General features: G+C 67.8%; 18 protein-coding genes. 6 read left to right on the forward strand and 12 right to left on the reverse strand.

Annotated elements, in window-relative coordinates; genetic code table 11:
* The 10 genes from dnaN to OU996_RS15425 form a co-directional block, all read right to left on the reverse strand.
* Entirely contained in the window at positions 1-1,140 is a 1,140-nt protein-coding gene (gene dnaN / locus OU996_RS15380) for a DNA polymerase III subunit beta (protein ID WP_267582486.1), read from the reverse strand.
* Positions 1,137-2,045, reverse strand: a complete 909-nt coding sequence (locus OU996_RS15385) for a hypothetical protein (protein ID WP_267582487.1) — start codon at positions 2,043-2,045, stop codon at positions 1,137-1,139. The genes dnaN and OU996_RS15385 overlap by 4 nt, the downstream gene beginning before the upstream one ends.
* 75 nt (positions 2,046-2,120) lie before the next feature.
* Positions 2,121-2,570, reverse strand: coding sequence for a tellurite resistance TerB family protein (locus OU996_RS15390; protein WP_267582488.1), 450 nt, complete (start codon positions 2,568-2,570; stop codon positions 2,121-2,123).
* 284 nt (positions 2,571-2,854) lie between these two features.
* A complete protein-coding gene (locus tag OU996_RS15395) occupies positions 2,855-3,784 on the reverse strand; it encodes a DUF2303 family protein (RefSeq protein WP_267582489.1) in 930 nt (309 codons plus the stop codon).
* Between the two features lie 36 nt (positions 3,785-3,820).
* Entirely contained in the window at positions 3,821-4,171 is a 351-nt protein-coding gene (locus OU996_RS15400; RefSeq protein WP_267582490.1) for a hypothetical protein, read from the reverse strand.
* 55 nt (positions 4,172-4,226) lie between these two features.
* Positions 4,227-4,460, reverse strand: coding sequence for a hypothetical protein (locus tag OU996_RS15405; RefSeq protein ID WP_267582491.1), 234 nt, complete (start codon positions 4,458-4,460; stop codon positions 4,227-4,229).
* Complete coding sequence (locus OU996_RS15410; protein WP_267582492.1) at positions 4,457-5,152, reverse strand: hypothetical protein; 696 nt, start codon at positions 5,150-5,152, stop codon at positions 4,457-4,459. Before OU996_RS15410 ends, OU996_RS15405 begins: the two co-directional genes overlap by 4 nt.
* Positions 5,149-5,811 carry a hypothetical protein gene (locus OU996_RS15415; protein WP_267582493.1) on the reverse strand — a complete coding sequence of 221 codons (663 nt, stop codon included), beginning with the start codon at positions 5,809-5,811 and terminating at the stop codon, positions 5,149-5,151. Before OU996_RS15415 ends, OU996_RS15410 begins: the two co-directional genes overlap by 4 nt.
* 96 nt (positions 5,812-5,907) lie before the next feature.
* Complete coding sequence (locus OU996_RS15420; RefSeq protein ID WP_267582494.1) at positions 5,908-6,123, reverse strand: hypothetical protein; 216 nt, start codon at positions 6,121-6,123, stop codon at positions 5,908-5,910.
* A gap of 50 nt (positions 6,124-6,173) precedes the next feature.
* Positions 6,174-6,698: a hypothetical protein gene (locus OU996_RS15425; protein ID WP_267582495.1), complete on the reverse strand. Its 525-nt coding sequence runs from the start codon at positions 6,696-6,698 to the stop codon at positions 6,174-6,176.
* Between the two features lie 137 nt (positions 6,699-6,835).
* Here OU996_RS15425 and OU996_RS15430 point away from each other — a divergent pair, with 137 nt between their 5' ends.
* A complete protein-coding gene (locus OU996_RS15430) occupies positions 6,836-7,444 on the forward strand; it encodes an SWIM zinc finger family protein (protein WP_267582496.1) in 609 nt (202 codons plus the stop codon).
* Here OU996_RS15430 and OU996_RS15435 read toward each other — a convergent pair.
* Both OU996_RS15435 and OU996_RS15440 read right to left on the reverse strand, forming a co-directional pair.
* Positions 7,430-8,272, reverse strand: coding sequence for a S24 family peptidase (locus OU996_RS15435; RefSeq protein WP_267582497.1), 843 nt, complete (start codon positions 8,270-8,272; stop codon positions 7,430-7,432). The two genes, OU996_RS15430 and OU996_RS15435, sit on opposite strands and share 15 nt — an antisense overlap.
* A 177-nt stretch (positions 8,273-8,449) precedes the next feature.
* Positions 8,450-8,701, reverse strand: a complete 252-nt coding sequence (locus OU996_RS15440) for a hypothetical protein (RefSeq protein ID WP_267582498.1) — start codon at positions 8,699-8,701, stop codon at positions 8,450-8,452.
* Positions 8,702-8,832: 131 nt separating this feature from the next.
* Here OU996_RS15440 and OU996_RS15445 point away from each other — a divergent pair, with 131 nt between their 5' ends.
* The 5 genes from OU996_RS15445 to OU996_RS15465 are packed head-to-tail and all read left to right on the forward strand — an operon-like array spanning position 8,833 to position 11,134.
* Positions 8,833-9,348, forward strand: coding sequence for a hypothetical protein (locus tag OU996_RS15445; protein ID WP_267582499.1), 516 nt, complete (start codon positions 8,833-8,835; stop codon positions 9,346-9,348).
* The gene (locus tag OU996_RS15450; protein WP_267582500.1) at positions 9,348-10,022 is read left to right on the forward strand and encodes a GcrA family cell cycle regulator; all 675 of its coding nucleotides are present in this window, start codon (positions 9,348-9,350) and stop codon (positions 10,020-10,022) included. The genes OU996_RS15445 and OU996_RS15450 overlap by 1 nt, the downstream gene beginning before the upstream one ends.
* Positions 10,019-10,435: a hypothetical protein gene (locus OU996_RS15455; protein ID WP_267582501.1), complete on the forward strand. Its 417-nt coding sequence runs from the start codon at positions 10,019-10,021 to the stop codon at positions 10,433-10,435. The genes OU996_RS15450 and OU996_RS15455 overlap by 4 nt, the downstream gene beginning before the upstream one ends.
* Positions 10,436-10,437: 2 nt before the next feature.
* Entirely contained in the window at positions 10,438-10,899 is a 462-nt protein-coding gene (locus OU996_RS15460; RefSeq protein WP_267582502.1) for a hypothetical protein, read from the forward strand.
* A 1-nt stretch (position 10,900) separates the two neighbouring features.
* On the forward strand, positions 10,901-11,134 hold the full coding sequence (locus OU996_RS15465; RefSeq protein WP_267582503.1) for a hypothetical protein: 234 nt from the start codon (positions 10,901-10,903) through the stop codon (positions 11,132-11,134).
* The last annotated feature ends 9 nt before the right edge of the window (positions 11,135-11,143 follow it).

Consider the following 11,143-nt stretch of genomic DNA (forward strand, 5'->3'; position numbering starts at 1 on the left):
TCAAACCCTCATCGGCATGAGGACGCAGAGCGCGTCGGTGGAGCCGGGGCGGCGGAAGATGGTGGGGCTGCCGGGATCGTTCAGCGCGATCTCGACCTGCGGGGCGTCGTCGGCCTTCAGCACGTCGCCGACATAGCGGCCGTTGAAGCCGATGCTGATTTCGTCATCGGTGAAGGCGCAGTCGATCTCGTCGCGCGCCGAGCCGGATTCGGGGTTGGTGGCCTCCAGCACCAGGCCGCCGGTGGCGAAGATGAACTTCACGGCCTTGCCGCGATCGCTCGACAGGGTGCCGACGCGATCGGCGGCGGCGGCGAGTTCCGCGCGCGCGACAGTGGCAAGCCGGGCGTTGCCGAAGGGGATGACGCGGCCATAATCCGGGAAGGTGCCGTCGATCAGCTTGGTGACGACGCGCACGCCGCCATGTTCGGCCGCGAGCTTGGTGGTGGACACCTCAATGTGCAGCGGGTTCGCACCCGCCTCCTCCGCCAGCCGCTTCACCTCGCCAACCGCCTTGCGCGGCAGGATCACGCCCGGCATGTCCTCGGGGATCGGGGCGCCTTCGCCCGGCAGGCGCACCAGCGAGAGGCGGTGCCCATCCGTCGCCACCAGCGTCAGCCGGGGATCACCCTCGGGCAGCGCGGCCCGGTGGATGAAAATGCCGTTGAGGTAATAGCGGGTTTCCTCGGTGGAGATGGCGAATTCCACCCGGCCCAGCGCCTCGGCAAAGGCCTTGCCGGGCAAGGCCAGCTTCACGCCCTCGGGCGCGGCGGTGAGGTCCGGGAAGTCGGTCACCGGCAGGGTCTGCAGCGAGAACCGCGAGCGGCCGGCGCGCACCGTGAGGGTGCTGCGGTCGCCGGTGACTTCAAGCTGGATCTGCGCGCCCTCGGGCAGCTTCTTGACGATGTCGTGCAGCGTGTGGGCGGGCGCGGTGATCTCGCCCGGCGTGGCCACCTGCACCGCCTCCTCCCACAGGCTCTGGGTGATCTCGATGTCGAGATCCGTGGCGGTGATGATGAGCCGGCTGCCTTCCGCCTTGAGGCGGAGGTTTGCCAGGATCGGGATGGTGTTGCGCCGCTCGACGACCCGGTCGGCGCGGCCGAGCGCGGCGAGGAAGGGGGCGCGTTCTATGGTGAGTTTCATCGCGAGGTTTCCGGGTTGAGGCTGGGCGGGGAAAGAGCCGGGCGGCGCTCACCCGGGACGCCGGGCGCGCGGGGCATGGGGAACCCTCGGCGGGATGCCTCGTTCGCCAGTCGCACATTGCGCTGCTTGACGATGGTGCCGCGCTCGCTGTCGCCGCGCTGATGACCTTCGATCCAGACCCAGTACGGGGCGATCACCCCGTCGATCAGCCGCCAGTGCCCGATGACCTGGTGCATCCGCATCCCGGCGAAGCTTTCCGCCGTTTTCAGCACGCCGTTGTGCATGGCGGCGCGCGGAATGATCATCTCCACCTGATTGAAGGAAAACACCGGCTGGCCGCGCTGGGCGCGGCGGCGGATGAACGCGCGCTGCGCGCTGCCGCCGTCAGGCCCCGGCTCAATCCGCCGCGTGGTCGCGGTATGGGGCGAGGCGAGTGCCATCAGTGCCCCGATCACCTGGTGCGTCCACAAGGCCCAGTCGTGCAAATTGGTGTAACCGGCTGCGGCGAGGGTCTGGATGTAAGTCGAGGAGATAACCCTCATTTCGCCGGGCCATTCGTCGAGGTCCATCGTCGCGATGTATCGAGCACCGGCGCCCGGAACATCGGCAAAGCCATGGACGCTTCGGCCTCGCACCAGCCACGCGCCGAGGCCGCTCATCTCGACCCATGCGAGATCGCAAGGCGTCGGAATGCGGTCGATGTCGCGGAGCCTGGATTTGATGATCTGCTCCCGGCAGCGCAGGATCTGTGTTGCCGCTTGATCGAAGACGAACCGCTCGCACTGCGGTGATTGAACGATCGCCGAGGCATGGTTTACCGCCGGCATCTTCAGCAGTTCACGGGCGAGGGCTTCCCCCCGGCCGTTCGGTATCTGGCTCAAGAGCTTGTCGGAGAGAAGCTTCATGGTCGTTTGCCTTTGCGGGAGGCCGGAAGAAAGAGCCGGGCGGCGGGGAGGAGGTCGCCGCCCGGATGAGGCGGCTCAGAAGTCGAACTTGCTGGCGTCGACACCGAGCCGGGCGGCGAGCTTCTTGAGCACCTCCTGCTCGGCCGGTTCGAGATCGCCGTCGGCATTCGCGATATCGAGCGCGATCAGGTAGGCGTCCTCGGCCATCTGGCTGCCGTTCGGGCGGCTCTTGATGTCGTCCAGTTCCCGCGCCAGCAGCTGGCGGCCGGAGGTTTCCTTCGCCCGCTTGAACATGGTGTCAGCGGTCTGCTCGATGATGTTCGACTGGTAGAGCTTCGACAGAGTCGGGTGGTTCTGAACGATGGACACGACCTTGCGGCGCTCGCTTTCCTCGATGTCGCCATCGGCGGCGGCGACCAGCGCCGCGGCGGCGCAGACCGCCTCGAGGAAATCCTTGTTCTCGCCGTACTCGGCTTTCACTTCGCGGGCGCCGGCGCCCATGGCGCGCTTCAATGCACCGAACATTGTGGTAGTCTCCGGTTTGTCAGGTTGTGCGGCGTTCCGCGCCGCGCGGTCACTTCAGGTTCGGCGGGCTGCCCACCTGCCGAACCTGCTCCCGGCCCAGAAAACGAGGCCGGTCCAGGCGCCGCCCAAGATCATCTCAGGCAGATTGTTGATGACGGCGATCCACATGCGCGTGGCTCCTCGGCTCATGCTTCGCGTGGAAGAAAGAGCCGGGCGGCGACGGGGCATGCGCCGCCCGGCAGGTACGCCGCCGCCCCGTTACGGCGCCGGCGGGAGGAACGGGATCAGGCCTCGGGAGCGCCCTCGAAGGTGGGCAGGCCGGTGCCCTTGCCGGCCTCGAGCAGATCGTTCTGCACGCGGGTGCGGAGCCAGAATTCCCAGCGGTAGAGCTGATAGAACCAGGTCACGGCGCCCTGCCCCGCCCGGTAGCGGATGCGGGCCGGAATGCGCACCACATCGCCGTCGACGAAGGGCGGCAGCTGGATCATGAAGATGCCGGGAATGTCGATCGGCTCGCCCTTGCCGTTCATGTGCTCGGTCTCGAACACCATCTGGCGCTCGCCGCTCTGCAGGCGGACGGCGCTCTTCATCTTCGCGCCGACAAAGACTTCGAGGCTGTGGGAGAGCTCGATCAGCTCATTCGGCAGGGCGAAGCGTTCCTTGAACAGCGGCTCGTACTCGGTGCGCTCCGAGTCAAAGGGCGCGGCCAGTTCGGCCGCGTGCTCCTCGAGGAACTCGGCGAAGGCCTGCTGCTCCATCGACTTGCCGTTGCCGCCGACCCACGCCTTGAATTCCTCGGTCAGCGGGAAGCCGTACTCCACGCGGTGCTTCTGGAAATCCGGCGCATGATCGACGGCGTGATAGTCGATCACCGCCGTGAGCTTCGGGTTGGGCCAGCCGGTGGCCGCGAAGATAGCGCTGTTGGCCGTCTTGTGGCGGTTCACCAGATCGACAAAGCTTTCCAGCGTCTCGACCTTCGCGGTGCCGCGAATGGCCTTCGGAGCCTGTCGATACCGCTCGATCTCGTCATGAACGCTGACCAGGCGCTGCTGCGCCGGATCCCAGAAACCGGGCACATTGGGCGGCAGGCCGGGGCCGAGGCCCTCGGTGTTGATGGTGACGGGCTGAGCGCCGGCCGCCCTCGCCGCCATGTCGGCAATGAGGCTGACAGCGGAGGGCGTGGGGAGATCGTTCTTCGTGACGGCAGCGGACAAGGTGTCCTCCTGTTGCGGGCGTGAAGGGGGAAGGCGTCAGGCCGGCTCGGCCGAGCGGCGGCGCTCGCCGACCTCGGAGGGGCCGCCGAACATGTCGGCCTGGCTGGGGTGCTGGACGGAGAGGCCGCCATCGACCACCCAGAACGGGGTGGAGGTGAAGCCCTTCTCCTCGGGCAGCTTCGCCTTGACGGACGGCTTCATGTCGATGCGGTCGCCGAGCTTGGTGAAGTCGATGGAAAGGGTGAGCGTGCCCTTGGCCTTTTCCTCGGGATGCTGCTCCAGCGCCTCGATCAGGCGCTGCATCTCGGCGTTGACCTTCTCCTCGAAGCGGCCCTTGTTCGAGAGGCCGAGCGCCTGAAAGACGCTGCGAATGACGCGGGCGGACATGGTGGCTCCTTTGCGGCTCCGGTGCCGGCTGGTGGGCCGCGCGGGCCCGGTGGTTTCAGGTACAGAGGGTGAACAGGTCGCCCGCCAGCGTGCCCGGCGTGGCACCCTTCGCGGCGGCGCGCTCGCGGCGGCGCTGCTCGGCAAGCTCCACCTCGAGCAGGCGGGTGGTGGCGCGCTTGAGCTGCTGCGCCACGGCCATGCGCGGGGCATGGGCCTTGCGGCGGGCGGCGAGTTCCTTGGTGAGCCGCGCGCGCTTGGCAGCGATGTGAGCGTGGGTGGAGGTGGTCACCGCCCCCTCCCCGTCCCGTCGCGCAGGCTGGGGAGCAGCTTGGCGAACTCGCTGTAAAGCTCGGCGGCGGCATCGCCTCGCGACATCGGCTTTTCGTGGAGCCGCAGCGGCGGGGGGCTCTTGATGGGCACTGCCCATTCCCGCCGGCAATCGGCGAGAAAGTCCCGCCGCTCGGTGTTGAGCGCCACCAGATCGCAGACGGTAACGAAGCCCTGCTGATCGTTGGTCGGCGGCGCAAGGCCGGCGGCTTGCCAGATCGCGCGGTCGTGCCGGCGCTTCAGTTCCTCGCGGGCGCTCCACTCGCGGTCGCGCTCGGTGGGGCCGAACATCTCGTCTGCCACGCGCGCCTGCGCCTGCGTTACCGGGGTGATCTGGCCGCCCAGCACCCATTCGTGCCCGTCATGCAGCGCGACATAGGCAAGCAGCGTCGGGGTGGCGTGGCGCTGGCGCGCGGCCTTGAGCGCGATCAGCGTGTGATGCGCCACGGTGATCGGGTGCAGCGCGTTGCCGCCGTAACGGTTGATGTTGGCCAGCACGTCCGCCATTTCGCGGAAGTCGATGTCTTCCGCGCGCGGGTTCACCAGATCGATCGCGCGGCCGCGCAGCGATTGCGCCCAGGGCTCGGCCCGGCGGGTCGGCGGCTCCTCGACCGCGACGGTGCGGGCGAGCGTGGGGGAAAGGGCGGCGCTCATGGCTGCCCTCCGTCGAGAATGTAGGCCATTTTCAAAGTGGCGGCGGCCAGGGCGACGGCGGGGTCTGCCGCGTTAACCAACACAGAAGTTTGCACATCAGCACCGACCATCAGATGACCGTAGGCCTCCCGACGGCCCTTTGCGGACACGCTCCATCTTGCTTCGGGGCACAGGTTCACAAGAAGATCGAGAGCGGCTTTCAGATCTCCGTGAATGGTGGCTTTTTCCAACCGCTCGGAAGCATACGAACCAAGCAATCCCCGGGTTTCCTTCTGGTGAAGGCGGAGATCGTGGCCCTGCTCAACCATGGACGCGAGGCGGCGAAGTGAGAAACCACTGTCATTCTTCGAGTCGGAGCGTTCCGGGCCAAAAACATAGCCCAGCGCCGCCGCAATAATACTTTGAAGCGTTTGGCCCGTTCGCTTGGTAACTTCCCGCAGTTCGTGAAGAAGCTCGGGCTGCAGGCGAATGCCGACATATTGGCCCCCATCCATCGCCGGCGCTTCAGCGGCGTGGCCTTCTTGTGTCTGGAGAAGGGCCCAGCACGCGCGGCTAATGACCGTGGTGACGCTGGTGCCGCTGGCTTTGGCTTCTTCTTCAAGGAGCGAGCGATAATGCGGCGAGACCTTGAGTCTGAACTGCGGATAGTGCCGAGCCATCTCACACCCCTCCGCCGATGGCCGACCACACCAGCACCGCGCCGACAAAAAGGGCGAGGGCGCCGAGGGCGGCGAGTTCTTCGCAGAGCCAGCCGATCATTGCCCCCTCCCCTTCGCGCGGCTGGCCGCTTCCGGGATCGTGGCGAAATCCTTGCCGGCGATGCGGAAGCCGCGCTGCAGCTTGCGGATGGAGGAGGAATGGCCAGGGTGCACACGGCGGGTGCGCAAGAAATTCGCGCCCGCTTCAACGCCGGCATTGCGCCGGTGCATTTTGCGGTTGCGCACCTTGCCGCACTTGAGCCGGGCGATCATCCGCTCGACATCCGTCTTGTCGAACGCAAACTGTGAGGGCAGAGGAAACATCACGCGGCCTCCGGCAGGCTCTGGCTGTCGCGCGCGGCGGCGGCCGTGTTGTAGGCGCGCACGGCGCATTTGATCGCCTCGGCAAGCTGTGCGGCCTCGAGCGCGAATTCGGTGATGATGTCGGGCGCCAGCCCCTCGCGGGCCAGCATGTCGGCATCGGCGGACAAACCCGCCTCCTCCGCCTTGAGGAACAGCATCGCTATGCGGTCCACCGGCGCGCCATTATGCGCCGGGGCCTGATCCTGCTCGATGGCCTCGAAGGTGCCGGCGACGCGGATGGCGATATGCATGGCCGTCGTCCAGTCCTCATGGCTGAACAGATGACCGTTGATCGTCAGGCCGGGGCGATGGGCGAGGCTCGCCGTGGTGCGGAAATCAGCCGCGCGCAGGCAGGTGGCGAGCTTGAGCGCCAGGCCCATGCGCTGAAAGCGCGAAAGGCCCTCACCCGAGGGCGTGGCGATGTCATGCCGGCGGAAGAAGCCGGCCAGGCTCGACTGGTGGAAAGCGGGGTCGGGGAAGTCCATGCGTCGGCTCCCAATCGGTGCGGATTGGGGAAACCGTATAGCGGGTTTTTACCCGCGTCAACATCAAAAGCGGGTTTTAACCCGCCTTGGCGCGACGGCTTGCCGTGGTTGAATACGGTCAACTAGGGGTGGCGCCGATGCTTCGCTTTCACATCAAGGGGTCCGCGACGAAGCCTTATCGCGTGACCTTCGAGGGGCAAGGGCTTGAGTTGCGGGCGTTCTGCACCTGCCCGGGCTTCGATCGCGGCGGCCACTTCTGCAAACACGCCGCCGCGCTGCTGAATGGCGAGTGGGAAGCCGTCGTCGAGGGGCGCGAGGCGCTGGCGGAGCTTGCCGCCCTGTCGGAGGGCTCGCCACTGAGGGAGCGGGCGGCGACCTACAAGCCCTCGCGCAGCAAGGTGGTGCCGGTAACCGGATTCGCCAGCTTGACTGATGTTCACGCGGCAATGGCCGGGAAATGGGCCGAGGCCGGCTATGCCTGCTCGCTGGAAGATGGGTTCGACGGCGCAATCTTCCTGCGAATCGGCCGCCCGTTCAAAGGCGGCGGCATCAAGAAAGCCGGACAGTTGGTTCTGTCCTATGAGCCGTGGACGCTTGAGGTGGTGGAGACTTCCGAGGGCGAGTGGGAGGAGATTAGCAAGCCGTCCGTCAAGTTCTGGCGGGTTGAGGCCGTCCGCAAGAAGGTGGCCTATACCACGCTCGACCGTGCCCTGGCCGCGCTAGGCGAGAAGCTACACGCCAAATAGGTCGTTCATCGTCATCACCCGGTGCATCTGCAGGATGAACTTCTCGGGGATTTCGATCATCGCTTCGGGATTGAGCTGCTTGAGCACCACGGCCGAGGGCGTGCGCTTGGCGAGGATCTTGATGTAAGCCTGGCCTGGGTCGTCATCATGAGTGCGGGTAACCACGATCACGCTGTCGCCGATCTGGGGCCGCTGGCGCGGATCGATGAACCGCAGGTCGCCATGGGTGTGCATCGGCTCCATGGACAGGCCGCTCACATAAAGGGCGTAGATGTCCTTCCGATCCGCCAAAGCGGGCGGGCGGCGCACATAGTCCACCACTTCGGGTTCCAGCGAGAAGCCCTCCACCTTGCGGATGATCGAGCCGGCGGCCGTGCCCATCACCGGCACGTTGCGCTGAAAGGATTTGACGAACGGCGCGGCAATGTCGGCATCCTCGACGCTGCTGGCCGCTGCGGGGTCAAACGGCATGGTTGGCGTGTCGGCGCCGTTGGTGCCGTTGCCGGTCGGCGTCTCGCGCGAGATGCCGGTGTCTTCCTCGCCCTCGCCGGTGAGCAGCCATTCCGGCGTGGTGCGCAGCACGGGCGCGAGCTTGCGAAGGGTGCGGGTCGACACGCCGGTCTGCGTGCCCTTTTCCAGCCCGACGCGGATCGAGCGGACAATGTCCGTCTTCAGCTCCCGCTTGACGGTGTATTCCGTCAGCTTGAGCTGCTTCATTCGGCGTTGAATCCGTTGGAAAATTTCGTCGCCTTCGCTCATGGAGCGGGACGATACCCGCGTTTTTTCCTGCGTGTTAGCGCATAAAAACCCGCTTTCGGTGATTGACATAGCGGGTTTTTCCCCGCAACTTGCCGTTGCCATGACACTCATCTCCCAGATCCTCGCCGTCGCCGACGTGTTCTGCAGTGCCCGCCGCCTGTCACAGGCGCGGGTCTCGACACTCGTTTTCAACGATGGAAAGCGGCTGGCGCGGCTCGCGGCGGGGCGCGATCTCAATACCGGCAGCTACGAGTCGGCGATGGCCTGGTTTTCGTCGAACTGGCCGGCCGGCGCGGCCTGGCCTTCTGCCGTTCCGCGCCCCGCCGTGCGTGTGGAGATGGTCCGGCCTTGGTCATCCGCCACGAAGTCGGATGAGGCCGCGTGATGGCTCGTCTTTCCCCTCCCCGCCTCCAGCCGCAGCAGGCGCTCCAGCGCCCGGCGCAGCTTTTCGCGCGGGGTGGGTTCCGTTCCGCGCGTATCGAAGAGTTGCAGCTTCATGTTCGTCCCCCGCCCTGCGGCCCGCCGTGATCTGACGGGCTGAACTGACCACGACACGACCCTTTCCCCCTCCGGGAAAACGCACGGCGTTTTCCCGCGTGAGCCCTCTTGACCATTTTCCGAGGTGCATCATGGCCGAACGCGCCATTTCCGAAGCGTGGTTTCATCGCATCAAGGCGGCGACGCGCGACCTGGTGAAGGCCTGCGGCGGCATCGAGCGCGCGGCCGAAATCTCCCATGTGGGCAAGAGCACCGTGGGGCGCTGGCAGCACGCCGGCGAGGAAGACATCATCCCGCTGCCCGCCGTGATCGCGCTCGAAGCCGATTGCGACCGGCCTTACGTGACCCGTGTGATGGCCGACCTGAACGGGCGCGGCCTGACCGACCCGGAGGCCTCGCGCGAGGCGGCGGGCTGCCTGATGGCCCGGCACAACGCGCTGATGGGCCAGTTCACCGCGCTCACCACCGAGGTGCTGGCCGCGAAGGCGGATGGGCACGTCTCCCCCGCCGAGGCGGAGATGGTGGACCGCGCCGCCGCCTCGCTCGAGCGCAATCTCGCCGACTTCCGCGCCACCTGCGCGGCGAAGAAGGCCGGCGCGCCGGACGATGGCGCTGGCATCACCCGCCTTCCGCGCCGGGGGTTTTGATGCGCGCCCCCTTCTCGCCCGAGGAAGACACGCGGCTCGCGGCGCTGTTCGCCGAGGGTTTTTCGGATTCGCAGATCGCCGCGAAGCTGGGCGCCGAGGGCTTCCCCAAGCGCTCGCCCAATTCCGTCATCGGCCGCCGGCACCGCAAGGGCATCGTCGATGCCGCGCGGGCGCGTCAGGTGACGCCTCTGCCGAAGGTGGAACGGCGGGCACCGCCCAAGGCCGTGGCCACGCGCACCGCCGCCGCCGAGGTGAAGCGGCTGGCAGGGCGGGCGCGCGATCTTGGCATGACCAACCTTGCGGCGGAGATGGAGCGCGCGGGCCGCGACCCCGGCGAGGTTCTGGCCGTGGCTGCCACTGCCGAGGCGCGCCTTGCCGATTGTCTCGCGCTCACGCCCGCCAGCCTGCCCGCGCCGCCGGACCTTCGGCGCGGCATCCCCTTCCTCGGCGCACCGAATGAGGCCTGCCGCTTCCCGCTCTGGGCGGATGATGCCCGCCCTTCGGTGGAGGCGATGCGCATTTGCGGCGCGCCGGTGCGGCCCGGGCGGCCCTATTGCCCGGCCTGCTGCGCCCTTGCCTATGTGCCGGTTGATCCGCGCCGGGAGCGCGCCCGGCAGGCGGCGCAGGACGAGCGGACGGCGCGCCGTCGCACGCAGGCATGGAGCGCGGCATGAGCTCCTCTCATCGCGGCACGCGCCGCTGCCTCGCCCCCGCCGGATGGACGCCGGAGATGGATGCGCTGCTGGCTGATGGGCTGGCGCAGCGCCTGACCTATCGCGCCATTGGCGAGACGATGCGCGCCGCCGGCTTCGGCGACCGCTCGGCCGACGCGGTGCGCGAGCGCGCCAAGCGGCTGGATCTGGTCGCGACCGATGGCCTGACCGAAGTCCCGCTGGATTGCCGGCGCAGCGGGGCGGACCCGCTGCTCGCCGCGCTGGCGCGGGCGCATGAGACGCCGCCGGCCGACGTGCCGGTGGTGATGACCAGCGTGCCGGTGAATGGGCGCCTCCTCGTGCCGGTCAGCGGCGGCGCCGGCAGCCCGGGCGCGCTCTGCGCCGAGGGCGGGCAAACGGCGAAGGGGTGGTGAGCATGGACGGATGGCAGGATCTTGAGCCCGAGGTGAAGGCCGCGCCCGTGTCGGCGCCGGTTCGGTTCGGCTTGCGCGTGATGGCGAAGGGCCGGGCGCGCGGTGTCGTGCTGGTACGCCGGGAGGTGGTCACCGCTCTGGCCATGAGCACGCACCGGGTTGATGTGCGTCTCGGAACCGGCGCCAACACCCATCTGCTCGCCATCGTCCCGAGTGACTCGGGCCGGTTTGAGCTGCTGGAGATGGGCACGGCGAAGGGCGGCGGCACCTTTCGCGTGATGCTCCCCCACATTGACAAGTGGCCGAACACGAACTTCTCGGTCATGGCGGTCGGGCACGAGATTCAGGAGCAGGGCAAGAAGCGCATCCTGGTCGTGAAGCTGCCTCCCGTGTGCTGGGATGCCGCAACCCGCGAGCGGGCATTGAAGGCCGCGTCCGTCCGCCCTTCGGGCCCACGGAGCTGACATGCTCGCCCGCACGCGCCGCCCCATCCTCATCATCCGCCGCCGCCCGTGGCGCCGCATCGTGCCCGTGGTGCGGGCGCTGGCCGCGCGCGGCATGTGGCGGCGCGAGATCGCCCGGCGGCTGCGGATTTCCGATGGGTATGTCACCCGCGCCCTCACGGCGGGCGGCGGCGTGTGGAGCCCGGCGGAGTGGGAGCGGCTGACCGCCGCGCACAGAGCGGAGATGCGGCGGTGAGTGACATCT

The organism is Ancylobacter sp. SL191 (assembly GCF_026625645.1).
Classification (GTDB): domain Bacteria; phylum Pseudomonadota; class Alphaproteobacteria; order Rhizobiales; family Xanthobacteraceae; genus Ancylobacter.